Source organism: Gordonia tangerina (genome assembly GCF_021556435.1).
GTDB lineage: Bacteria > Actinomycetota > Actinomycetes > Mycobacteriales > Mycobacteriaceae > Gordonia > Gordonia tangerina.
Genome location: NZ_JAKGCU010000001.1, coordinates 146,993 through 171,299 on the forward strand (window position 1 = coordinate 146,993; position 24,307 = coordinate 171,299).

The 24,307-nt window shown below is 66.2% G+C and carries 21 protein-coding genes; 12 read left to right on the forward strand and 9 right to left on the reverse strand.

Features of this window, described 5'->3' with window-relative positions; all coding sequences use genetic code 11:
- Position 1 precedes the first annotated feature (1 nt).
- The 3 genes from L1892_RS00665 to L1892_RS00675 are packed head-to-tail and all read left to right on the forward strand — an operon-like array spanning position 2 to position 3,408.
- The gene (locus tag L1892_RS00665; RefSeq protein ID WP_235721522.1) at positions 2–1,438 is read left to right on the forward strand and encodes an MSMEG_0567/sll0787 family protein; all 1,437 of its coding nucleotides are present in this window, start codon (positions 2–4) and stop codon (positions 1,436–1,438) included.
- A 15-nt stretch (positions 1,439–1,453) separates the two neighbouring features.
- Positions 1,454–2,284 carry a carbon-nitrogen hydrolase family protein gene (locus tag L1892_RS00670; RefSeq protein ID WP_235721523.1) on the forward strand — a complete coding sequence of 277 codons (831 nt, stop codon included), beginning with the start codon at positions 1,454–1,456 and terminating at the stop codon, positions 2,282–2,284.
- 2 nt (positions 2,285–2,286) lie between these two features.
- Complete coding sequence (locus L1892_RS00675; RefSeq protein WP_235721982.1) at positions 2,287–3,408, forward strand: MSMEG_0565 family glycosyltransferase; 1,122 nt, start codon at positions 2,287–2,289, stop codon at positions 3,406–3,408.
- A gap of 169 nt (positions 3,409–3,577) precedes the next feature.
- On the opposite strand, the gene L1892_RS24815 is transcribed toward L1892_RS00675, so the two are convergent.
- Both L1892_RS24815 and L1892_RS24820 read right to left on the reverse strand, forming a co-directional pair.
- Positions 3,578–4,162 carry an alkaline phosphatase family protein gene (locus L1892_RS24815; RefSeq protein ID WP_308191629.1) on the reverse strand — a complete coding sequence of 195 codons (585 nt, stop codon included), beginning with the start codon at positions 4,160–4,162 and terminating at the stop codon, positions 3,578–3,580.
- A 47-nt stretch (positions 4,163–4,209) separates the two neighbouring features.
- Positions 4,210–4,761, reverse strand: a complete 552-nt coding sequence (locus L1892_RS24820) for an alkaline phosphatase family protein (RefSeq protein WP_308191630.1) — start codon at positions 4,759–4,761, stop codon at positions 4,210–4,212.
- A gap of 82 nt (positions 4,762–4,843) precedes the next feature.
- On the opposite strand from L1892_RS24820, the gene L1892_RS00685 reads away from it, so the two are divergent.
- Entirely contained in the window at positions 4,844–8,248 is a 3,405-nt protein-coding gene (locus tag L1892_RS00685) for a DEAD/DEAH box helicase (RefSeq protein WP_235721524.1), read from the forward strand.
- A 572-nt stretch (positions 8,249–8,820) separates the two neighbouring features.
- Here the strand turns inward: L1892_RS00685 and L1892_RS00690 are convergent.
- Together L1892_RS00690 and L1892_RS00695 are read right to left on the reverse strand one after the other, a co-directional pair.
- Positions 8,821–10,536: a SulP family inorganic anion transporter gene (locus L1892_RS00690; protein WP_235721525.1), complete on the reverse strand. Its 1,716-nt coding sequence runs from the start codon at positions 10,534–10,536 to the stop codon at positions 8,821–8,823.
- Between the two features lie 44 nt (positions 10,537–10,580).
- Positions 10,581–11,153 (reverse strand): TetR/AcrR family transcriptional regulator, encoded by a 573-nt coding sequence (locus tag L1892_RS00695; protein WP_235721526.1) that lies wholly within the window; start codon positions 11,151–11,153, stop codon positions 10,581–10,583.
- Between the two features lie 36 nt (positions 11,154–11,189).
- Here L1892_RS00695 and L1892_RS00700 point away from each other — a divergent pair, with 36 nt between their 5' ends.
- Positions 11,190–12,173 (forward strand): DMT family transporter, encoded by a 984-nt coding sequence (locus tag L1892_RS00700; protein ID WP_235721527.1) that lies wholly within the window; start codon positions 11,190–11,192, stop codon positions 12,171–12,173.
- Here the strand turns inward: L1892_RS00700 and L1892_RS00705 are convergent.
- Positions 12,079–12,525 carry a histone-like nucleoid-structuring protein Lsr2 gene (locus L1892_RS00705; protein ID WP_235721528.1) on the reverse strand — a complete coding sequence of 149 codons (447 nt, stop codon included), beginning with the start codon at positions 12,523–12,525 and terminating at the stop codon, positions 12,079–12,081. The two genes, L1892_RS00700 and L1892_RS00705, sit on opposite strands and share 95 nt — an antisense overlap.
- Before the next feature lie 141 nt (positions 12,526–12,666).
- Between L1892_RS00705 and L1892_RS00710 the strand changes: the two genes are divergently transcribed.
- Together L1892_RS00710 and L1892_RS00715 are read left to right on the forward strand one after the other, a co-directional pair.
- Complete coding sequence (locus tag L1892_RS00710; RefSeq protein ID WP_235721529.1) at positions 12,667–13,845, forward strand: low temperature requirement protein A; 1,179 nt, start codon at positions 12,667–12,669, stop codon at positions 13,843–13,845.
- Between the two features lie 108 nt (positions 13,846–13,953).
- Complete coding sequence (locus L1892_RS00715) at positions 13,954–14,862, forward strand: alpha/beta hydrolase family protein (protein WP_372474947.1); 909 nt, start codon at positions 13,954–13,956, stop codon at positions 14,860–14,862.
- A gap of 461 nt (positions 14,863–15,323) precedes the next feature.
- Here L1892_RS00715 and L1892_RS00720 read toward each other — a convergent pair whose 3' ends face one another.
- A complete protein-coding gene (locus tag L1892_RS00720) occupies positions 15,324–17,063 on the reverse strand; it encodes a DUF3556 domain-containing protein (RefSeq protein WP_235721531.1) in 1,740 nt (579 codons plus the stop codon).
- Between the two features lie 110 nt (positions 17,064–17,173).
- Between L1892_RS00720 and L1892_RS00725 the strand changes: the two genes are divergently transcribed.
- Together L1892_RS00725 and L1892_RS00730 are read left to right on the forward strand one after the other, a co-directional pair.
- On the forward strand, positions 17,174–17,662 hold the full coding sequence (locus L1892_RS00725) for a hypothetical protein (RefSeq protein WP_235721532.1): 489 nt from the start codon (positions 17,174–17,176) through the stop codon (positions 17,660–17,662).
- A gap of 70 nt (positions 17,663–17,732) precedes the next feature.
- Entirely contained in the window at positions 17,733–18,368 is a 636-nt protein-coding gene (locus L1892_RS00730; protein ID WP_235721533.1) for an AMIN-like domain-containing (lipo)protein, read from the forward strand.
- A gap of 23 nt (positions 18,369–18,391) precedes the next feature.
- Here L1892_RS00730 and L1892_RS00735 read toward each other — a convergent pair whose 3' ends face one another.
- Positions 18,392–18,994, reverse strand: a complete 603-nt coding sequence (locus L1892_RS00735) for a hypothetical protein (RefSeq protein WP_235721534.1) — start codon at positions 18,992–18,994, stop codon at positions 18,392–18,394.
- Positions 18,995–19,265: 271 nt separating this feature from the next.
- Between L1892_RS00735 and L1892_RS00740 the strand changes: the two genes are divergently transcribed.
- Positions 19,266–19,673: a hypothetical protein gene (locus L1892_RS00740; protein ID WP_235721535.1), complete on the forward strand. Its 408-nt coding sequence runs from the start codon at positions 19,266–19,268 to the stop codon at positions 19,671–19,673.
- A 6-nt stretch (positions 19,674–19,679) separates the two neighbouring features.
- On the opposite strand, the gene L1892_RS00745 is transcribed toward L1892_RS00740, so the two are convergent.
- Positions 19,680–20,411 carry a hypothetical protein gene (locus L1892_RS00745; RefSeq protein ID WP_235721536.1) on the reverse strand — a complete coding sequence of 244 codons (732 nt, stop codon included), beginning with the start codon at positions 20,409–20,411 and terminating at the stop codon, positions 19,680–19,682.
- A gap of 107 nt (positions 20,412–20,518) precedes the next feature.
- Positions 20,519–21,313, reverse strand: coding sequence for a CPBP family intramembrane glutamic endopeptidase (locus L1892_RS00750; protein WP_235721537.1), 795 nt, complete (start codon positions 21,311–21,313; stop codon positions 20,519–20,521).
- A gap of 466 nt (positions 21,314–21,779) precedes the next feature.
- Between L1892_RS00750 and L1892_RS00755 the strand changes: the two genes are divergently transcribed.
- Together L1892_RS00755 and L1892_RS00760 are read left to right on the forward strand one after the other, a co-directional pair.
- A complete protein-coding gene (locus tag L1892_RS00755) occupies positions 21,780–22,430 on the forward strand; it encodes a TetR/AcrR family transcriptional regulator (RefSeq protein WP_235721538.1) in 651 nt (216 codons plus the stop codon).
- A gap of 29 nt (positions 22,431–22,459) precedes the next feature.
- Positions 22,460–24,223 (forward strand): oleate hydratase, encoded by a 1,764-nt coding sequence (locus L1892_RS00760; RefSeq protein ID WP_235721539.1) that lies wholly within the window; start codon positions 22,460–22,462, stop codon positions 24,221–24,223.
- The last annotated feature ends 84 nt before the right edge of the window (positions 24,224–24,307 follow it).

Sequence of the window (24,307 nt, forward strand, 5' to 3'; positions counted from 1 at the left end):
GATGCTGGACGGCACCCACACGATGATCCCGGCGCTGCGGCCATCCGGCGACCTGTCGATCTTGGCCGGCACCCGAGGCCGCCCCATGCCGCCGTACCTGATCCAAGTGGTCGACACACCCGACAAGTTGTCCTCGTATCACGCGCTGCGCCACCGCGAATTCGTCGAGCGACAGGGTCTTTTCGACCGCACCGATCGTGACGACACCGACGACGATCCACGTGCTGTGGTGCTCGCCGCCGTGACCGGCGACGGCACGCTGATCGGGGGCGTGCGGGTGGCGCCGTGCACCGCCACCGACATCGGCTGGTGGTCGGGCAGCCGACTCGTTGTCGCCGACCCGGCGCACGCCGCCGGTATCGGCGCCGCGCTGGTTCGCGCCGCATGCGCCTACGTGGAGTCCGTTGGGGTGGTGCGGTTCGACGCGACCGTGCAGGACCGCTACGCGGGGATGTTCCGCACCCTCGGCTGGGAGGACCGCGCTGCGGGCCCGACACTCGCCGGACGTGCCCACCGCGAGATGCGGTGGCCCATCGGGCACATCCAGCAGACCGCCGACTCCACCAAAGCCATTCTCGCCGACGTTCTCGCTCCACTCGGTCGGCAGCCGGGAGGATTGGGTCCCAGTGGCTTCCGCGGCGACGACGGTGTGCCGGTACCCGAGTCCGACGTGATCGCTGCCTGCGACGCCATCCTGCCGGCCATGGTCGACCGCGACCCGGAATGGGCGGGCTGGTGTTCGGTGCTGGTCAACCTCAACGATCTCACCGCGATGGGTGCCGCACCCCTGGGCTTGCTCGATGCCGTTGCCGCGCCGACCCGATCACATCTGACCCGCATCATGCGAGGTGTCGCCTCGGCCGCGCAGGCGTGGCGGGCGCCCGTGCTCGGTGGGCACACCCAGTTGGGTGTGCACGCGTCGCTGTCGGTCACGGCGCTGGGTCGCACCGCGAGACCGGTCCCGGCCGGCGGCGGCCGGGTCGGCGACACCGTCTCGCTGATCGCAGACCTCGGCGGCGGCTGGCGACCCGGCTACCACGGACGGCAATGGGACTCCAGCAGCGCACGATCCGCCGACGAACTCGCCGACATGGCCGGACTGATCCGACGACTGCAGCCGGCCGCGGCCAAGGACGTCAGCATGGCCGGCGTTGCCGGGACTCTCGGCATGCTGGCCGAGGCGTCCGGGACGGGCGCCGAACTCGATGTCGCCGCGATCCCGCGGCCGACCGACGCGAGTATGGGCAACTGGCTCACCTGCTTCCCCGGTTACGCGATGCTGGTGGCAGATCGGCATGCGCACGACACCGTTGCCGGGCCCACCGTCGGCGCATCGTGCGGACGGCTGACCGGTGACCCGGGTGTGCGACTACGCTGGCCCGACGGTGAGGTGACGGTCGCCGTCGCATCCACGGTCACCGGATTGGGCGCCGCGTGAGTAGAGTCCGATGACATGACCACGGTCACGCTGGGCGCCCTCGCGGCGCATTTCGGACGCGATGTCCACCGCGGCGTGTCCAAAGCGGTGGGCATCATCGAAGCCGCCAGGCGAGATGGCGTCGATCTGCTCGTCTTCCCGGACGCCTCGATCGGCGGCTACATCGGCGACCTGCGTCGGCCCGACACCACCGAGTTGCCGCCGACACTCGATCCCGACGGTCCCGAACTCGCGGCCATCGCCGCAGCCGCCGGTGCGATGACAGTCTGCATCGGGTATACCGAAGCGGCAGAAGGCAAGCGCTACAACAGTGCCGTGTGCCTGTCCGGCGACGGCGTTCTCGGCAGGCATCGCAAGGTGCATCAGCCGGCGGGAGAGTCGCTCGCCTACGCTGCCGGAGAGTCGTTCTGCGCCTTCGATACCCCGGTGGGTCGAATGGGCATGCTGATCGACTACGACAAGACCTTCCCGGAATCGGCCCGCACGCTCGCCCTGGATGGTGCGCGGATCATCGCCACCCTCAACGCCTGGCCGGCCAGTGTCACCGACCGGGCGGCACGACTGCCCGCCGACCGTCAGTCACGGTTGTTCGACCTGTACGACTGTGCGCGCGCCGCCGAGAACCAGGTGTTTGTGGTGTCGTCGAACCTGACCGGTGTCACCGGCTCCCTGCGATTCCTGGGGCAGGCCAAGGTCGTCGGGCCGGGCGGCGATGTCCTGGCCAATACCCGATCCAAGGGCGGCCTGGCCAAGGTGGACGTGGATGTGACCGCCGAGATCACTCGCGCCCGCAAGGTTCTCAACCACCTCGCGGAACTCAAGAGCGAAGCCTACGGACGCCGATGACCATGCGTATCGCCCTGCTCACGTACTCCACCAAGCCGCGCGGCGGCGTCGTTCATACGCTCAACCTCGCCGAGGCGCTGAGCCGCCACGGCGCCGAGGTCACAGTGTGGAGTCTCGCCCGCGGCGGCGACGACGGCTTTTTCCGCCAGATCGACCCGACGGTGACGCAGCGGCTCATCCCGTTCGCCGACGTTGCCGACAAGACCATCACCGAGCGGATCGTGCGCTCCATCGAGACCCTGCGTCACGCGTTCGACCCGAGTGCCTACGACATCGTGCACGCGCAAGATTGCATCAGCGCCAACGCTGTCGGAACATGCATCCGCACCATTCATCATCTCGACCAGTTCACCACCCCGATCCTGGTGGAATGCCACGAGAAGGCCGTCGTCAACCCGTACGCGCACATCTGTGTGTCCCGGGCGGTCGCCCACGAGGTGCACGGCGGTTGGGGATTATCGCCGACGGTGATACCGAATGGCGTTGACTACCAGCGGTTCCACGATGCGGCTGCTCCCGCCGCTACGGAGGATCGTCGACGATGGCGCGAGCGGCTCGGGCCGTATGTGCTCGCGGTCGGCGGTATCGAACCGCGCAAGGGCAGCATCGATCTTCTGGAGGCCTACGCCGCGCTGCGGCAGCAGAATCCCGATCTGGCTTTGGTTTTCGCGGGTGGTGAAACGCTGTTCGACTACCGTGACTATCGGGCCGAGTTCGAGCGTCGGCAAGCCGAACTCGGGGTGGAGCCGGTCGTGCTGGGCCCGGTGGCCGACGACGCCCTGCCCGCCCTGGTCGCCGGGTGCGAGGTCTTCGCATTCCCGTCGACGAAGGAAGGTTTCGGTCTCGCGGCCATGGAGGCGCTGGCCGCAGGTCGTCCGGTGGTCGCCCGCGAACTCCCCATCCTGCGCGAGGTGTTCGGCGACACCGTCACCTATGCCGCCGACCTCGACGCGCTGGCCACGCAGCTACACGCGGCGCGCACCTCCCATCCCGGCCGGCGCGCAGCCGGTGAAGCGCTGGCCAGGTCGCTCACCTGGGACAACGCCGCCCAAGCGCACCTCGAGTTCTATGCGGCGCATCCCTACCCTGTCGGTGGCCGTGGTCTCGATACGGTCCTCGCCTAGCGGCTCGTCCCTACTCGACCACCGAATGGGTGAGTCACTTCCGTCGGTGGTCGATCTCGATACGCCGCTCACTACGGTCGCGGCGTCTCGAACCGTTCTCGTCGGTGGTCGAGTAGTGTCGAGCCGCTAGGCGAGAGACGTATCGAGACCACGTGAGCCACCTCCGAGATCACCCCTGCGCCAACAACACCGGCACCAGCTGCTCGGCAGCGGTCCACGCCCCGTGGTGGCCGACCATGTTCACCTCGAGCTCGGGATCGGTCAGGCTGCGGGTGAGGATCGTCGTACCGCGCGCCACCGCCACCAGGTCACCGATCCGTTCGGCCACGGCGTCGGTCACCTCCACCCCGAACCACTCCTCGTCAAGCACCTGCTCACGCGCCACCACATGCGCATCGTCGCCCAGCGCGTCGGTCCAGAACGACTGCACATCGTCGCGGGCGCCCGGCCGGGTGTACACCTGACGCACCCGCATCTCGCCCGCGACGGCCTCCACGCCCTTCAACATCTCGTCGGTGGTGTCGATGTCGAATCTGTTGTCCGCCTGGATCATCCCGTGATCACCGGTGACGACCAGCGTGGCGTCGCGGCCGAGCGCGGCGGCCAGGTCGGCCACCATGCGGTCGGCCACAGCCAACGCCTTGACCCACTGCGGAGATCCGGGTCCGAAGAGGTGGCCGGCGGCGTCGAGGTCGGGCCAGTACGCGTACACGAACCGGTGCCGTGGACTCTGCGGCGCGAGCGCCTCACCCACCCCGGCGAGGATCTCGGCCGGGTTCTGCGCCGGCCGATAGGTGCCCTCTACTCGAAATGCTGCCCGACTGAAACCGGATCGCGGTAGAGCCCCGGCATCACATAGGTGACCTCGACGCCACGCGCCGCCATCTCCGGCAACAATCCCTCGATGGGTTGGATCTGTTCGGGTACATAGGTTCCCAACGCCGAGCGGCCGTCGGAGCGGTCCAGGGTCCAGCGTAAGGCGTTGAGCAGCTGCCGGTTCGGTGCCCGGGTGGCCGCACGGTCGGTGCGAAACGAGTAACCGATCACGCCGTGACTGCCGCACGAAGCCCCGGACATGAGGCTGGTGATGCTGGACGCGGTGGTGGCCGGGAAGCCGGCGCGGATGGTGGTCGAGCGCAGCGACGTGAGGGTCGGCGCCACATCGGCGTGCGCGGTGAGCAGACTGTCACCGAGGCCGTCGATCAGCAGCAGCACCACATCCTTGCTCCCCGGCACCGGTACCGCCGCCGACAGCTGACCGTTCAGCGAGTCGTCAATCGCGGGCAGGACGTCGGCCAGCGTGGCATAGCTGCTCCAGCGCCACGGGTGGAGCTCGTCGATCACTTCATTCACAGACGACACGGTAACCACAGATCCTGTGCACAACGCACGCTCATCACGAATTTCGTCGTCGTCGAGCCCTACGCTGGGGGCCATGTCCGGCTATCAACCCATCGGCACCAACGGGGCTGACCACCTCACTGCCTTCGACGAGCGCACCGTCGATCGCGGCTCCGCCTATGCCGACCAGGGGCGCATCGCCGGTATGAGCTGGTCCGACGACGAACTGGTGCTGTCCGGGTTGTGTCAAGGATCGGGCGGCCACAGCTATCACACCACCATCGAGTTCACCTCCCACGAGCGCACCCGCCGACTCGACACAACCGAGTGCAGCTGCCCGGTCGGGTTCTTCTGCAAGCACGCGGTCGCGTTGCTGTTGACGGCCTTCGACGAAGAGCGACGGACCGCACACCCACCCACGCCAGTGGCGCCTGCGTCGGTTGCGCACCTGCCGGCGCAGTGGCGGACCACGCTGAGCGCACTTGTCCCGGTCGAGCCGGAGCAGACCGAACCCGACCCGCTAGGCATCCTCGTGGAACTGCCGCCCACCCATCGGTATGCGCCCAATCCGGCGCCCACTCTGCGGCTGGTTCGGCGCGGCACCAGCGGCAAGTGGGTTCGGACCGGCATCAACTGGCGCACGGTGTCGGGCGCCGCATCGGGCGCATTCAGCGCGAGGTCGCCGGCCGGCTATGACCCCGCCCAGCATCGGGCCGTCGTCGCGATCGCGCGTGCCGTCGCCGAGGGCGGGATAAACGTCGACACATTGTCGCTGACGTGGGCGCCCGCCGACATCTGGACGATGCTCGCCGAGGCACAGGCCGCCGGGGTGGCACTGGTCGCGGATCGGTCAACGGGCGCCGACCGGGTCGAGGTATTCGCGGGTGCGCGCATCGCGTTACGCATCACCGCCGTCGACGACGGTGCGTTGGTCTCCCCGTATCTGCAGGTCGACCACGAGCAGTGGGACCAGTCGCCAGTGGGGCTCATCGGTTCTCCGATGCCGCACAGTGCGTTCACCGTCGCTGACGGTGTGTTGCTGATGGGACCGTTCGAATGCCCCACCCACCGTGGCGCCCTGGACAGTCTGGTTGCTTCCGGTGGTATCACCATTCCCTACGACGACATCGACGAGTTCGCAGCCGAGCTGCTACCCGAACTGTCGGCGCATGTACCGGTCGACATCGTCGACGACGCCATCGCCGCCCCGGTCATCGACGGTCCCACACCCCTGTTGACGGTTCAGGTCGGCGACGAGTCGGCGCTCATGCATTGGAGCATCCGCTACACGATCAACGGGCGGCCGCGCGACTTCGAGGAGCGGGAGTCGCCGGCGGCCAGCACCTTGCGTGATGTCGATGCCGAAGCGCAGGCCTGGAAGGATGCGCGCGCTGCGCTGGAGCTCGTTGCGATGCGCTGCTCACGGTGGTTGCCGCAGGCCACGCGATGGGTACACAGCGATCTGCGTGGTGGCGCCGGCGTCGACGCCGATCTCGACGCCGTGGTGGCCGAGGACACCGAGACCGCTGTCCAGAAGGCCAGCACCCGGCTGCTTCGGCGAACCTTCACCTACTCGATGCTCGACACGGCCGTCCTGATCGGTGAGCTCATCCCAGAGCTGGGCGACAACATCGCCGTCGAGATCACCGGCAACGCCACCGATTTCCGGCCCGCCGAGAACGAACCGGAGATCGCGATCTCCGAGGAGGAGACCACCGCCGGCAACGACTGGCTGAATCTCGCGATCACCGTCACCGTCGACGGGCACGACGTCCCGCTGGGTGTGGTGATCCGGGCCATCGCCGCGCGCGCCACCCACCTGCTGTTGGCGGATGGCACCTACTTTCCGCTCGACGACCCAGGCCTGCGGCGGCTCGCCGAACTGATGGACGAGGCCCACGAACTCGGCGAGGTCGACAACGGGCACGTGCGCCGCGACACCTATCACGCCAGCCTCTGGGACGAACTGCTCAGCCTCGGTGTGGTCGATGATCAGCTCGCCGAATGGCATGAGCGCGTGCGTAAACTGGCCACCGCCACCCTGCCCGGTCCGGGTGGGCCACCCGCCGGTCTGAACGCCGAGCTGCGCGACTACCAGGCCGACGGCCTCGACTGGCTCCGCTTCCTCTGGCACAACCGGCTCGGTGGCATCCTCGCCGACGACATGGGACTGGGCAAGACGGTGCAGGCACTCGCACTGATCGCCGAGGCCTCCGCCGAGGTCCCCACCGGCAGCTTCCTGGTGATCGCGCCGACAAGTGTGGTGGGGAACTGGGTCAGCGAGGCACAGCGTTTCGTGCCCGATCTGCGGGCTGTCGCGGTCACCGCCACCGAAGCCAAGAGCGGAGTGAGCTTTGCCGAACAGGTCGACGGCGCACACATCGTGGTCACCTCGTACACATTGCTGCGCTTGCAGTTCCAGCAGATCAGCCAATTCCAATGGACGGGCGTCATCTTCGACGAGGCGCAGTTCGTCAAGAACCACAACAGCAAAACCCATCAATGTGCACGTCGTCTTGGGGCCGAGATGAAGCTGGCCATCACCGGCACCCCTATGGAGAACAACCTGATGGAGCTGTGGTCGTTGCTGTCGCTGACCGCGCCCGGGTTGTTCCCGTCGCCGAAGGTGTTCGGCGACTATTTCCGCAAACCCATCGAGTCCGGACAGAACCCGGGCCGGCTCGAGCAACTGCGGCAGCGTATCCGGCCGGTCATGTTGCGCCGCACCAAGGATCAGGTGGTCGGCGACCTACCGGCGAAACAGGAGCAGGTGCTCGCCGTGGGGTTGGCCGCCAAACACGACAAGATCTATCAGACTCGCCTCAACCGGGAGCGGCAACGGGTGCTCGGTCTGCTCGGGGATTGGGAGGAGAACCGGTTCGCGATCTTCCGGTCGCTGACCATGCTGCGACAGCTGAGCCTGCACGCTGGGCTGGTGGAGGACAAGCATCGCGACGTGGCGTCGGCGAAGATCGACTACCTCGCCGAACAACTGCCCGAGTTGATCGCCGAAGGCCATGCGTCGCTGGTGTTCAGCCAGTTCACCGGCTTCCTCGGGCTGATCCGTGAGCGGCTCGACGACCTCGGCATCGCCTACAGCTACCTCGACGGCTCGATGTCGGCGGCCCAGCGCACGGCCCAGATCGACGCCTTCACCGACGGCACCGCGAAGGTGTTCCTGATCAGCCTCAAGGCCGGCGGTTTCGGCCTCAACCTCACCGAAGCCGACTACTGCTTCGTGTGCGATCCGTGGTGGAACCCGGCCGCCGAGGCCCAGGCCGTCGACCGCGCCCACCGCATCGGGCAGACCCGACCGGTCACCGTCTACCGCCTGGTGTCCAAGGGCACCATCGAGGAGAAAGTGGTGGAGTTGCAGGACCGCAAGCGCGCCCTGTTCGACGCCGTCGTCGACGAGGGCGACCTATTCGGCACCGTCATCAGCGCCGCCGACGTCCGTGCCCTCGTCGGCGACGACGCATCTGTGGGCGACCCTTCGTGACGGACCTCCGCAGGCTCCGGTCCTCCTCAGGTATCGGGGGTTGCGCCAACCCCGCCCCACCGAACCACCCTGCCGCCACCCGGTATTCAAGCTCCACCAGATGGTGTGCGGGCACATGAATCGCACATTGCGCGACCCGGCTCCGCCGTCGTCCGCGCCGCAGATAGATCAGAACCTGACGATGTCCGGCCGGCAGCGGAAGCTCGATGCGCCCCCACCGTCCCTGCAGCAATTCGTGACCGTCGACCACCACATGAGCACCGCCCAGCGGCGCGGGAAGATGTGCAGCCGCCAGCCGGCATGTGATCGCCACACCCTGATGCAACTGTCGCGGTGCCCGACCGGGCCGACGCACCGGTTGGGACGAGGCGACGTGCGGTCGACGCGCCCACGCGCGGGTGGGGAGCGGTCGTCGACCGAGGTCGGCGGCAGGTCCCGTCGTCGGTGGCGGGGCGTACGGATGGGCGGTCATGTCGCGCAGCACCGTACGGGACCGCTGCGCGGCACCGTGGGAGGCCCGCCGTCACGTCGGTCGCACGAATGATGTCCACCGACGAACTGCCAGCTCCCGACTATGCGGGCCCCAGATCCCCGCGCCACTGCCCGGTGATCTCATCCACCTTCGCCCCGGTGGTCGGTGCGAATCGACTCTCGTCGAAGCGCGGCTCGCCATGCAACGTGAGGTCGTAGTGGGCGAGTTGGTCGCGTACGGGGTCCTTCATCTCGGCGAAGACCAGGGTGATGTCCTGTGCGCGCAGGAAGTCGTCGAGCTCCACGATTTCGTCGACCGCGGTCGCGTCGATCTCGGTGATGGGTTCGGCGGCGATGATGACGGTTTGCAGGTCGCGGTGCGCGCGCATCACTTCAGTGCGCACGTAGTCATCGAAGATCCCGCCGTTGGCGAAGAACAGCGGCGCGTCGAACCGCAGTATCAGTACACCCTCGATGCGTTCGGCACTGGGGTGGCGGCTCACGTCGTGGTATCCGCGGACGCCCGGCACCCGTCCGAGTTCGGTGCGATAGGGCCGCCACGCCTGGTTGATGAACGCCAGGAACGACAGTCCGATGGCCACCAGAATGCCCTGCAGCACGCCGATCAGCGCGACACCGAGGAACGCCGCAACCGACAAGGCCCCCTCGATCCAGTGCATCCGGAACAGCGTCACCACCCCGCGAATGTCGACCAGCGTCAGCGCAGCCGAGATCACCACTGCGGCCAACGCCGACGACGGCAGGTACTCGGTGATATTCGGGGCGGCAAAGATGAATACCACGATCATCAACGCGCCGACCAAAGGCGCCAGCTGTGTTCGGGCACCAGATGATTCGGCCACCGGTGTCCGCGACGACGATGCCGAGATGGCGAAGCCGCTCAGGAAGCCGGTGGCGATGTTGGCGGTACCGATGGCGGCCATCTCCTGACTGCCGTTGACCGTGGTGCCCGCGCGCGCCGCGAAGGTCCGTGACAGCACACTGGTGTCGGCGAACGCGATCAGCGCGATGCCGATGGCCGGCCCGATCAGGTTGATCACGTCGTCGAGGGTGACACCACCGAGCGCGGGGGTGGGCAGACCTCGTGGCATCGCTCCGACCACCGGGATGTCGTCGGACCAGCCGAACACGGCGACCACCACGATCGCACCGATGACGGCCATCAAAACTCCCGGAAAAGCTCTGCGCCACAGCTTGAGCAGCAGGATCACCCCCAGGCAGGACACACCGATCGCGGTCGACAGCCCGTCGACCTCGCCGTCAGCGATGCCGGTGACGAAGTCGACCACTTCTTCCAGCGCCGAGTCGCCCTCGATGGAGAAACCGAGCAGCTTGGGCAGCTGACTCAACAACACCACCAACGCGATGCCGTTGAGATAGCCGATCCGGATCGGTTTGGACAGCAGATCGGTGACGAACCCGACGCGCAACAGCCCGCCGATCACCAGCACGATGCCGACCTCGATGGCCAACACGCCGGCAAGGGCCACGCGTTCTTCGTCGAGGGCGGCCAACGGGATGATGGCGGCGGCGATGATCGGTGCGAGAGAGGAATCCGGGCCCAGCACCAGGATGCGCGACGGACCGACGATCGCGTAGGCGATGAGCGGGATGATGGTGGCGTACAGGCCGGTCACCGGCGGCAGGCCGGCCACCTCGGCGTACCCCATGCCGGCCGGGATCAGCAGGGCGGTGAGCACCACGCCGGCGACGAGATCGCCGCGCAGCCAGGAACGGTCGTACGACTTGAGGGTGGCCAGTCCGGGTAGGTAGCGGTCGAGTCGCGAGGACGCCATGGCAGGCATTATCGCCTACCGCGCACCTGCGGCGGACAACATCGTCAACCGGTCGCGATCAGCGTCACCGACAGCTCCTCCGCGACTCGGAAAGCATCCTCGAGGACGCCCATCCCGTTGGTGACCAGTGCGCCCTCATGGATGAGCAGCAGCCGCTCGCCGACGTCCGCCGACGACCCGATCCCGGCGTCGACGGCGACTTGCGTGAACAGGTCGAGCATCCAGTGCTTCTGGCCGATGATGATCGAATACGCGGGATGCTCGGGGTCGCTGATCTCGGCATGAGCGTTGATCATGCTGCAGCCCTTTGGGCTTCGGTCGACAGCCCAGTCCCGGGTGGCGCCGTAGATCACCCGGAGGCGTGTCCCCGGCGCGTCGCCGGCCTGCGCGAGACGTTCATTGACCAGTTCTCGCCACGCGAGGTCCCGCGCCCGTAGGTACTCGACAACGAGTTGCTCCTTGGACCCGAACCGGTCGTACAGGGTGCGTTTGGTGACGCCGGCACGCGAGGCTATCGCCTCGACCCCCACGGCGTGAATGCCCTGTTCATAGAACAGTTCGGAAGCGGCGTCGAGGATCACCCGCGCCTTTGGTGTCCAGTCGACCTCGATACTCACCTTGCACATACTACACCGATCGGTAAAGTCGCGAACATGATGACTTCACCGATCGGTAAAGCTGCTTCGTGGGTGACACCGGCCCTTTCGGTGCTCTTCGTTCTCTGTTGGTCGTCGGGATTCATCGGCGCCAAGCTCGGCGCCGCCGATGCGCAGATGACCACCGTCTTGGCATGGCGGTTTGTGGTGGTCAGCGTACTTCTCGTGGTGGTGGGCGCCCTGGTGCGACGTGGGGCAGCACCACCTCGCCGTGCGGCGCGCGTCTACGGCCATCAGGTCGTCATCGGCGCGCTCTCGCTGTTCGGCTACGCCGCAACCGTGTTCTGGGCCATCGGGCTGGGCGTCAGCACCGGGACCACTGCGCTCATCGACGGCGTGCAGCCGCTGGTGGTCGCCGCACTGGCCGGGCCGGTCCTCGGCACCGCCGCGACAGGACGGCAGTGGTGGGGTTTGCTCGTCGGAGCCGCGGGCGTGGTGATCGTGACGTGGACCGATGCGGCGAGTGCGGCCACCGACGCGCCGTGGTGGGCTTATCTGGTGCCGCTCATCGGTATGGGGTGTCTCGTTGCGGCAACCTTTTTGGAGCGGCGAATCGACTCGCCGATGTCGGTGTGGGAGGCGTTCACCGTGCATTGTGTGACATCGGCGGCGTTGTTCGCCGCGTTGGCGATCGCGACCGGCGCCGTGGTTCCGCCGATGCAGTTGGACTTCTGGCTCGCAATCGGGTGGCTGGTGGTGTTCTCGACCTTGGGCGGCTTCGGCCTGTATTGGGTGCTCGTTCGCCGGGTCGGCGTGACATCGACGAATACCCTGATGTTCCTCATGCCGCCGGTGACGGCGGTCTGGGGAGCGGCGATGTACAGCGAACCACTCACGTGGACAACCATCCTCGGGCTGAGTATGGCGCTCGGTGCCACCTGGGTGGTCAATCGCGGCGGCCGATGCGGTGGTGAACGGTCGGATGCCGAACCGTCTGACATGGCAGCGTCTTACGACGCGCCGCGTCGAATGCGTCGATGAGCTCGGCCGATAGCCGCCCGCGTGTCGACACCTCGTAGCCTTTCTCCTGTGCCCACAGCCGGATGGCCCGATTCCGTTGCCGCACCTCGGCGCGTGTGGACACCTTGGCCGGGCCATCGGTGGCCGGTACGCGCGCTGCCATCTGGACGTACTCCGCGATACCCACCTCGAATTTGGCGACATTCGCGGAGCGGAGGTCCAAACGGTAGCGAACCGGCCGACGGCCGGGTAGCTTCACCTCGAACTCGACACGGTTGAAGTCATCGGGATCGATCGGTTCTCCGTCCATGTCGTCGACGATCTCGATGCGTTGTATGCGGACCAATGTGCCGACCACCCTCCCCAGTGTCATACTTGATCGCTGGTTCACGATAGTACATAAGTGCGTTGCGGGCTGATCCGGGTCCGCATTGAAGGATGTCCACCGCGGTGGCGGGGCTCGAGTGACATGATGCGAGGGTCCGTCACCCAAGACCCCACCGGGAAGATGAGAATGCCGCCTCAACTGCACCTGAGCAGCATGCGACCGCGCGACCCGGCCGAACCCGGCCGCTCCGCCGGTCCGCTCGAGTTGTTCTTCGACCTCGTGTTCGTGGTGGCAGTGGCCACCGCGGCTGTGCAACTGCATCATGCGTTGACAGAGAATCACGTGGCCGACGGCCTCGTGTCTTACGCGATCGTGTTCTTCGGGATCTGGTGGGCGTGGATGAACTTCACGTGGTTCGCCACCTCATTCGGTACCGACGACTGGCTCTACCGAGTACTGACGTTCGTGCAGATGGCGGGTGTGTTGGTGCTCGCGGCGGGAATCGAGCCGACCTTCACCGACCGCAATTTCACGCTTCTGGTGGTCGGCTACGTGATCATGCGATTCGCGATGGTGGCCCAGTGGCTACGGGCGTCGCGCGCGTCGGTCGAGTTCCGGCGGACCTGCCGGCGTTATGCCGCGGGCATTGCAGTCGTGCAGTTTCTGTGGATTCTCTGGCTCTTCATTCCTGAAGGTCCGGTGGCCTCGGTCGTCTTGGTGTTGTTGATCGCCGGCGAACTCGCCGTGCCCGTCGTCGCCGAACGGGCGGGCAACACGCCGTGGCATCCGCATCACATCACCGAACGCTACGGCCTGTTCACCCTGATCCTGTTGGGCGAGAGCCTGTTGGCCTCGGCCAACGCGATCATCGAGGCGCTGCACGGTGAAGAAGAACTCGCGCCACTGATCTCGCTGGCGATTCTGACCTTCATCGTCACTGCTTCGCTGTTCTGGATCTACTTCTGGCCGCCGCACCATCGCGCCATCGGCTCACTTTCGCAGTCGATCCGGTACGGCTATGTGCACTACTTCGTGTTTGCGGCGGCGGGTGCGTTCTCGGCGGGTATCGAGGTGGAGATCGACGTGCTGACCCATCACAGCGAACTCACCGAGACCCAGGCGTCGTTCACCGTCACCGTCCCGATCGCCATCTTCATTCTCGGCATCTGGTGGATAGCGTTGCGAGCCAACGCCGACCGTGTCGTCAACACGGTGGTCCCGGTGGGTGCGCTGCTGGTGCTGTTCGACCCGTTCATCCCGGTACCGGTGACCCTGACCGCGGTGCTGCTGATCGCCATCGTCGTCGTGCTGGTGCTGCACCCACCGGTGGGCGAGTGCAATTCGGAACGAGCAGAGCAACACTGACGACAAACAAATCACCGCAGACGCTGTCGCGGCGGTGAATGCTGAACAGGAGCCCGCGTGCGGCGTTTCAGGAAGTCCATGATCATCGGCCTGGTCGGAGCGATGGTGATGACCGCGGTTGCCTGCGGCTCGGATGGTTCCGAACCACCGACCGGCGGCCAGAGCAGCGCAGTCGCGACCTCGGGTGCCGATGCGGGTCAGGTGACCGTCACCCGCATCGAGTACCCCACCGTCGACGACGCCGACACCGAACAGAACTGGGCCGACCTCTACCTGCCCGCCGACGCTCAGGAACCCGACACCGTCCCGCTGGTCGTGCTGATCCACGGCGGTTCCTGGCAGAGCCACTTGGGTGCGGATCTGTTCGACCCGTTGGCTCGCGACCTCGCGGCGCGGGGGATGGCGGTCTACAACGTCGAGTATCGGCGTGTCGGATCCGGTGGCGGGTGGCCGACCACCTTCCGCGACATCGCCAGTGCCCTCGATCATGTGGTCGACGTGGACAAGCGTTACCCGCAACTGACCACCGACGATGAGCTCGTCGTCGGGCACAGTGCGGGTGCGCAGTTGGCGGTGTGGGGCGGAACCCGACACAAACTGGAGAACGACGAAGTCGGTTCCCGTCCGGTGTTCCGGCCCACCCGAGTCGTGTCGTTGGCCGGTCCCCTGGACATGCGCTACGCCGCGACACACGGTGATGACCGCATCGTGACCGTGCTCGGCGGCACTCCCGGCGAGGTGCCCGACAGGTACACCTCGGTGGACCCGATTCAGAACATCGATCCGGACACGCCGGTGATCGCGATGCACGGCTCGGCCGACACCGTTGTGGCCCCGGTCAATTCGCGCCGCTATGTCGAAGCCGTGGAGCGCGAGGACGGGACCGCCTCGCTGGTCCTGCTCTCCGACATCGACCACGCGGCGATCGTCTCATCGGATGCGCCGTCCTACGAGCGGGTGCTCGATGTCATCAGCGCGACCTCGGAGGCGTCGCTGGACGAGCTGACCGAGGAATAGCTGCCATGCAGCGGCTGCGGTCCATCGTCAGGGGAGCCGAGTCCTGAGCAAAGACCTCGGATGTCCTGTCAGCAATCTCCCAGCCGGACCCGATGTGCTGACCAGGTTCGGGGCGCATCGTTGTTCCTGTCAGAGATGCGCCGGCGTGAGGCCGGACCGAACAGGAAGGGCAACGATGCCGACTCCCGCCAAGAACACCAACATCGCCCCGCAGCGCCGCCGTCGTCGGGTTCGCCAGTTCGACAAGCGCCTGCGCCGTTGGATTTGGGTGTGGAAGTAAACCCCGACCCGCCACACCCAGCTGCCACGACCCCGGTGCCCACTCTCCCTGGCGCCGGGGTCGTGGTGTGTTGCATGCCGACTCGGTCAGTGAAGGCTGCCGCGGCGATCGTGCATAGTGAGGCACGGTTCGACGACTCGAGCGGGGTTGCGGCGGGGCGAACACCAGGTCTATATGTGGCTCAGACCGTCTCGGCGTCAGCGCGCCAGGTGACGGTCACCGGGACGGTGTCGTCCCACGGTTGGCGGGTCACCAGGTCGGCTACGTTGACGTAGCCACGTTCGAGTTCACCGATCGCCGGGTCCACGAGCCGATACTGCTGGGTCTGCCGGTGGATGGGCTGCCCGTCGAGCAGCACGACACGTACCTCGCCCGGCTCGAACCGGCAGCGGCTGTGTAGCGCGGCGATGAGCTGCTCGTTGCACATGTGGCCGTCGCCGAAATTCCAGCCCATCGCCGTCGAGCAGATGCGTTCGCCGTCGGTCAGCACATACGCCGACTCGTCGTGGGGCGCCATGGCGCGATGGGCGAGCGTGAACAATGCCCGGCCGTGACTGTTGAAGGAGCGGAACGCATATCCCATGTACAGCGGGATCTGCGCCGCCTCGGGGGAGCCATAGAACCGCTCGAGCTGCGCGGCCGGCATCGAGGCGATGGCGACGATGCCGTTCTCGATCTTCGCCGACGCCGACGGCTTCATGCACCACAGGCTGGTGTCCCAGTTGCCGGCGTAATAGCGCATGCCGGGCAGGAACGACACGGTGCGTGGCGAGAGGTTACCGAGGACCACAGTGCCCGCCGACACCGCGAACAACACGATCGGCCAGGGGGATTGGAGGTCGGTGAGGCCGATGTCGGCGTGGCCGACGAACAGCGCCAGCACGCCGAACATCATGAAGACGTTCCATTCCAGCGGCACCCCCATCGGAATCGAGGACAGGATGCCGAAATGGAAGATCAGCATGACGGTGGCGGTCACCGCGGTGACCCAGCCGCCGTGGGAGAAGAACAGCGCGATCGGGACCAGACCCTCGACGGCGGTGGAGAAGTGGGCGATCCAGCGGGAGCGTCGCCCGGGGCGCAGGTCGTCGGGGAAGTTCTCGAAGAACTTGCGTTTGATCGCCGGCGACCGCCAGATCGGGTTGTTCGACATCATCGTCGAGATCACGAACGGGAAGTGCTTGTTCAGTTTCGACGTGGCCGCGCCCAGCCAGATGCACAGGAAGATCAGTTCCGCGCCGATGATCATGTCCGCGCCGGCGAACAGGAACGTCACCGTGAGGGCCGCGTACACCTCGCCGCGGGCCGCGAGGAAGACGGTCTTGTCCCGCAGGCCGAGGACCGCGAGCAGTATCAGGATCGTCCAGATCTGCCACACCGGCAGAACGCCGGCGGTGGTGTCGAGCGCGGGGATCGGTCCGGTACCGGAACCGAACAATGCCACCAGCAGCATCAGCAGGAAGGCGCCGTAGAGCACCGCGTCGAGGGGTCGGCGGGTGTCGCCGCGGGTGAGCGGGATGCGTGCCGGCCACGGCGGCTGGCGGATGGTGCCCGGTCGCAGCCAGTAGAGGACCGATCCCATCGGCGGGAAGAACCGGTTGTTCAGCGGCCCGAATCCGCAGCCGAGGCCGATGACCTCGAACAGCATCGTGTACAGCACGACCTTCTGGAAGACGATCGGCTCGTTGTACCAGGCGGTGACATCAAAGAACCCGTCGATACCCGGGGTCGCGACGACGAGGATCCACCCGACCAGGACGTAAGCCACGATCTTGCCGACATAGAACAGGTGCAACGCCACCGGTGTCCCGAACCCGACCTCGGCCCAGTGTTTCGCCATCGGGCGGATCTTCTCCGCCCGCGTCCCCTGACTCCACGTCGGGAAGTCGATCTCAGGGGTGTTCTGCTTCAGGAATCCCATCGTTGGCAAGCTAGCAAAGCAAGCAGTTGCTTGGTAGCGCTATGCGGATGTCGTGGCTCAGAGCGGCAGGCACGTGTCTCAACCCGCCCTGTCCTGGGTATCCGGTCACCATGACCACTCCGAGTCCGTACCGCCGTCAACTCCTCGCGACGTATCTGCGCATGCACCTCGTCGGCGCGGGCGCCGGCATTCGATTGGCCGAACTGCTGGCCGGTGATCCCTGGACCGACGGCCGGCTCGACCACCTACCGGACGAACTCGCCGACGAGGCCACCTTCTCTCGGGGTTGGGCGGCGTCGGTGAGTGGTTTGTCCGAGTCGTGGGTACCGCCGACGTTCGCTCTCACCGCCGGGGTGCGCCGCGTCGTGGCCCCGTTGCGCCCCACCCGCGGGCGGTTTCGGCGCGTCCTCGCGCTTGAGGCGATGCGGTCACTGGTACTGGCGAAGAAGGCGATGTGGGAACTCGGCATCGCCCTCGGCGACGACGTCGTCGACCGGGACACCGTCGAGCAACTCCGCATGCATGACGAGGATGCGAAACGGCAGGCGCGAACCCTACAGGAGCTGCACCAGCGGGCATCCTCGGAGGTATTCACCTGACCGACGGCGCAGCGTGCCGCAGTCAGTCTTAGACCGCCACTACGCTCGATGCCGGATCTGAGGGAGCGTGATGATGAAACGACGGGCGATGGCGGTGGCGGTGATGCTGGTCGGCGCGGCGGCCTTGAGCGGGTGTGGCGACTCCGACGACGACGTGGGTGTCGCCACCGTGACCAGCACGCTGGTTGTCACCCCCAGCACTGCGGCGAGTAGCCAAGCCGCCGGATCACCGGGCAACACCAACTGTGTCGAGGACGGCATGGACCCGGCCACCTGGAACACCGCCGCCGACACCGCACCGCCGCTCGCCCCGGTCACCGACGGCGGAGTCACCGACGTGACCCCCAGCGCCGGAGACTGTTTCGACACCATCGTCATCCGTACCGACACCGACTCCGACGTCGGCTTCAACGTCCGCTACGTACCGCAGGTCACCGAGGACGGATCGGGTCGACCCGTCCCGCTCCGCGGTGACGCGTTCCTGCAGGTCTCGGTGTCCGCGCCGGTGCTGGACCCACAACTGACCGACACCTTCGACTTCACGGCCGACGATCAGTACCGCACACTGCGCGAGATCGCTTTCGCCACCTCCTTCGAAGGTGTCACCACGCTGGGCGTCGGGGTTGACCACACCACCCCGTTCGCCGTCGAATCCCGTCGCGCCGACGACGGCACCACCGACATCGTCATGTACCTGGCGCATTGACCGACATCGGCGGGTGACAATCCTCAGCGCGACGCCAGCAGCGGGGTGTGCAGATCGTAGTAGGAGATGTCGCCCATCAACCGCATCTCCTCTTCGAACAGCGGCCGCAGATCGTCGGGCATCTCCATCTTCTCGCCCTCGCGGGCCGCGGCCTCGGAGGTGAAGTAGATGGCCTCCACATACGAGTCACTGCCGTCGCCACACAGCAGTCCGCCGATGATGTCCGGGCGACCCTCGTGCACCCGGTCGGACACTTCGCCCATCAGCTCGCGCATGCGGCCGACGTCGCTGGAGTGGCTTTCCATGATCTGGACGAAGCCGGCGTCGTCGGAACCGCCCTGCATCCACTCGGTGACATCCGTGCAGTCCATGAACGTGACCGGGCCGTCGAAGCACTGCTCGGTCTCGGCCCACCAGGTGCCCTGTTCGGGACGTTCGCTGTTGCGTTTCGCGGCCTCTTGGGATTCGAACCGAGCCAGCGCCACGAAGGTGCCGTCGTCGGTGATGCCGGCGGTGGTGCCGAGGTAGCCGGTCGCGCCCGGCTTCAGTTCGGTGTCCCATCGGTCGAGGCAGCGTTGCAGCCCGTCGGCATCGGATACTTTTCCTTGGAAGAGTTGAATGAACATGATTGCCTCCGTGCGGATTTCCGCAGTGAGATCATCTGGTGGTGGCCGACCCGTCGCAGGTCCCGTCGCACACCGACGGCCCATGGCCGCAGCCACTCCACCGATAATCGTGCTCTCCCGCACGGGACGGCGCAAGGGTGTCCGAGGACTTGCGCAGGGCGTCGCAACATCTGGTCCCTGAGGAGCCCGGAGCTTGCGGAGGGCGTCACGAAGGGTCACCCCCCCACACCACAAAAACGTAGCGTGGAGGCACCGATTCTGGACGGAGACCATGACCGACCCCGACGACCCGGACCCCGACGACCCGGACCGTGGCAGACCATTGGACCCCACCAGTCGTGAGAGCGTTCTCGTCATCACGCTCGCGCTGGCCGGGCTGATGATGACGCTGGCGACGTCGACGCTGCCGGTAATCGCCGACGTACCGCGCAGCGGGGTCTTCGCAGTGGTGGACGGCGCGGCAGATACCGCCGGCTATCTGGCGATGGCCGCGATTGCGGCGCGACCGCCCGTGCGCTGGGAGCTGGTGCGCCGCGTCGGTTGGGCGATGATTGCCGTGGCCGTGCTCGGTGGGGTGTGGGCGGCTGCGGCCGGTTCCGGCGCAGACTTCCTGCTCGCGATGTCGGGGTTGATGGCGGCGGTGGTGATCGTGGTCAGCCACCTCGTCGCGAGTCGCTGACCGTGCTCATCGGGTGGCGTCGATGACCGCGTCCGCCGCGTCGAGGAACTCGCCGAATCGGGTCATCCCGCCCGCCCGCGCACGATCGACATCTCCGCTGACGGCGAGTTCGCTCGCGGCGACGTCGGCCGACTCGGTGGCACCGGTCATCAGGATCTCAGGAGCCTGGAACAACACCGCGGACCCGGTGTCGACGACGGCGAGCGCCGCCTGCTGCGCGGGGGTCGTCGGCACGGCGATCTGTGGTGGATTCGGCACGATCGGTGCCGTGAGGGCGTCGAGCACACGCGCCCGGCCGGTGTCGACGCGTGCTCCCACTGCCGCCGAATCTGCGCCCGACCACGCGACGTCGGCCACGTCGAGTATCTCCACCACCGCCACCTCGAGGGCGTTCTGTGCGCGAGGCAACACCAGGTTAAGGTCGTTGTCGATGATCCCGCTCATCGCCGAGCGGGCCGGTGCGGTGACCGTCGCCGCCGCGATACCCGTTGCGCGCTCGAGGGAATGGCCGTTCGAGCGGGCCGAGTCGTACACACCTGGAGCCTGCACCAGCGCCCGCGGGACGTCGACGACGAAGTCGACGAGATGCGGACAGATCAGCGAGCAGTAGGTGAGTTGATTGTCGGCGAAGGCCACGATCAGCGACCCGGGCGGGGGAGCGGGTCTGATCGGCGCGGGCGTCGCAGCCGCAGGCTCGGCAGGCAGTGCGAGGAATCCGGCCGCCGACAGCACAGCCATCAGTAACGTGCGAGCAGTGGCGGACCACACCGTCGGGAACTCCTGGCCGGACGACAGATGCCCCGAGTGTGCGACGCCGATGCTGAAACCGCGCTGAAATACCCGGGTCAGGTATTCGGCGGCACGTCCGCGGACGCGGTCTTGCGCAGTGCGAAGAGCTTGCGGATGGTCGCGAACGCGATGATGGCGAGGATGATGTCGACCAGGATGAACAGCATCGCGCCGAGACCAATGTCGTCGCCGATCGTGTTGGTGAACAGCCCGAAGTCCCACAGGCCGTGCAGGACCATCGCGAAGATCAGCGTCCCCGACACGCGCCGTGCGAGGTAGAAGAAGTACCCGGCGATGGCGGTCGTCAGCACCTGCGGGATGGCGCCGACGCCTTCGGAGAAGAGGTTGGTGGCGTGCGCCAACCCGAACAGCACCGACGTCCACAGCGCAACCATGGGCTCGCTGTAACCGGCGTCGCGGAAGCTCACCACACCGATGCCGCGGAAGATGCCCTCTTCGCTGAACCCGACGGCCAGGGTGCCGAGCAGCAGCAGGATGGTGAAGGTGAGACCCTTGTCGGCCAACCGCGAGTAGGCGGTTCCGGCGACGATCGCGAACAGCATCACCGCCGGAAACAGCCACACCCACCGGGGTAGGCGGTTCTCCTCGACGAACACCGGCCGCCACCAGCGCAGCACTCCGACCGCGATCAGCACGATCAGACAGCCCAGGCCGGTGGTCACCCACAATCCGCGGGTGATCTCGGAGACGGTTTCGAAGTTGCCGTACTCGGCGCCGTCCGGGGTGGTCAGCAGCGGCACCGTCTGGATGATCGCCAGATATCCGATGGCCAGCACGATGAAGCCCCATATGGGGAGTCGTCGTCTGCCCTGAATCGGCTCAGCGGTCATCGGCGGCGCTCCGATCGTCGTTGCGGTGTGCGTTGAACGTACCGGTGCCCGCAACGTTCAGCGCACTCAGGACCGTCGACAGTCGGCGGGCTACTGCCGACCACCCAACAACGCTGATGTGCCATCGATCGCGACCACGGTGCCACCACCGCCGGACGCCTCGGAGGTACCCAAACACACCGCCGGCACCGGTGACGTCGGATGGGCTCTATCCGGGGGCCGACAGCACCGTCCGAGTCCTCGACATCGTAGGTGCCGTCGACGCAGACACCAGGCACCGATGCACCGTCGTCTGAGGTGGCGCCCACTGAGTCCAGTGCACCGAGCAGATTCGGAGTCAGTGACGCCTGCGCCGGGATGGAGGAACGCCACAGGGTCGGTGGATTTCCTTGGTCGACTGGCGATGGCTCAGTTGTGGAGTACACTCATTATTGAGTCCACTCATTATCTCTTGGAGGTTCGAGCCATGACGACCCTGTCGCCCCAATCCGGTGGCCGCAGAGCGCGCAACATGCGTGACAAGCAGGACCGGATCTTTCGTGCCGCTGCCGAACTCTTCGCGGAGCGTGGATTCGAGGACGTCTCGACCGGCCAGGTATCCGAGCGGGCCGATGTCGCGATCGGGACCGTCTTCCGGTACGCGTCGTCGAAGGGTGAGCTCCTGCTCATGGTGCTCAACGACATGCTTCGGACCGCGCTCGAGGCCGGCGCGGAGCGTGGCGCCGTCGAGAGCGAGACCGCGGAAGCAGTCACTCAGATGGTGCTGCCGATTGTCGAGTACGCGCACCGCCATCCGACGAATGGGCTCGCCTACCAGCGTGAACTGCTGTTCGGGAGTTCCGACGACATGTATCGCGCCGAGGGTTTGGATCTCATTCTGCGACTGCAGGATCGGATTGCTCGACGGATGATCGACGACGCCCGGCAGCGGGGCCTGAGCCCGGATCCGCAGCTCGCCGCGCTCGCGGCGAACATGGTATTCGGGGTCACCCACCTCGCAATCGCCCGCCCCTCTACGCGGACGCACACCGACCGCGATCCGATCGAGGACATCCGGGCGCAGGCCGGTGTTGCGGTGGAGGGATTCTTCGCCCGTCTGACATTTGAGGATCGCTGACATCTCACTACACAGAGAAGGAAGAACAGATGCGTTACACCAGTGGCAATTACGAGGCGTTCGTTCGGCCGCGCAGGCCGGCCGGAGTCGATGAGAAGACCGCGTGGTTCGTCGGTGCAGGATTGTCGTCGCTGTCGGGGGCGGCATTCCTCATCCGCGATGCACAGATGCCAGGAGACAGGATCACCATCGTGGAGCGCTTGCCACTTCCCGGCGGTGCGCTCGACGGCATAAAGCATCCCGAGAAGGGTTTCGTGATTCGCGGTGGTCGCGAGATGGAAAACCACTTCGAATGTCTGTGGGATCTCTTCCGTTCGATTCCCTCGCTCGAGGTCGAGGACGCGAGCGTGCTCGACGAGTTCTATCGCCTCAATCGCGACGACCCCAACTACTCGCTGCAACGTGCGACCGTGGACCGCGGGAAAGACGCACACACCGATGGACTTTTCGCGCTGTCCGACAAGGCGCAGAAGGACATCGTCAAGGTCTTCCTCGCCACCCGGGAAGAGATGGAGAACAAGCGGATCGACGAGGTCTTCTCCGACGAATTCCTTGCCAGCAACTTCTGGCTGTACTGGCGCACGATGTTCGCCTTCGAGGAATGGCATTCGGCGCTGGAGATGAAGCTCTACCTGCACCGGTTCATCCATCACATCGGCGGTCTCCCCGACTTCTCCGCGCTGAAGTTCACCAAGTACAACCAGTACGAATCGCTGGTGCTGCCGCTGTACACGTGGTTGCTCGATCAAGGCGTCCAGTTCCGTTTCGACACCGAGGTCACCGACGTCGATTTCGACATCCGCTCCGGCCGCAAGCAGGCGTCGTACCTCCACTGGATCGACGAGAATGGCACCGAGGGTGGCACCAGCCTCAGCGAGAACGATCTGTTGTTCATGACGATCGGGTCGCTGACCGAGAACTCGTTCAACGGAGATCACCATCATCCGGCCGAGCTCGACGAAGGCCCTGCTCCCGCGTGGGATCTGTGGCGGCGTATCGCCGCGAAGGACGATTCATTCGGTCGCCCCGATGTTTTCGGTGGCCATATCCCGCAGACGAAGTGGGAATCGGCGACAGTCACCACCGTCGACCCCCGCATACCGGGCTACATCGAGAAGATCTGCAAGCGAGACCCTTTCAGCGGCAAGGTCGTCACCGGTGGGATCGTGACCGCCAAGGACTCACAGTGGCTTTTGAGTTGGACGGTGAACCGCCAGCCGCATTTCAAGGCACAGAAAGCCGAGGAGATCGTCGTATGGGTGTACGCGCTCTTCGTCGATACCCCTGGGGACTACGTGAAGAAGCCGATGCAGAACTGCACGGGCGAGGAGATCACGCAGGAGTGGCTCTACCACCTCGGCGTCCCTGTCGAGGACATCGCCGAACTGGCCGCCACCGGCGCCAAGACGGTTCCCGTGATGATGCCTTACGTCACTTCATTCTTCATGCCCAGGCAGGCCGGGGATCGACCCGACGTGGTGCCGGAGGGGGCAGTCAACTTCGCCTTCATCGGCCAGTTCGCCGAATCGAAGGAACGTGATTGCATCTTCACCACCGAGTATTCGGTGCGCACACCGATGGAGGCCGTCTACACCCTTCTCGACGTCGAGCGGGGCGTGCCCGAGGTGTTCAACTCGACCTACGACATCCGCAGCCTCCTCGCGGCGACCAGTCGTGTTCGCGATGGTCAAGAGATCCGCCTCCCCGGACCCGAGTTCCTCCGAAAGCGACTGCTGGCCAAGCTCGACCGAACCGAGATCGGCGAGTTGCTCAGCGACAGTGATCTGATCTGACATCGAAGGACCACACCATTGATCTTGCTGTCACCCGAACCGATGACGTTCGGCGCCAAGTATCGTAGGCTGTTGCTCGCCGTG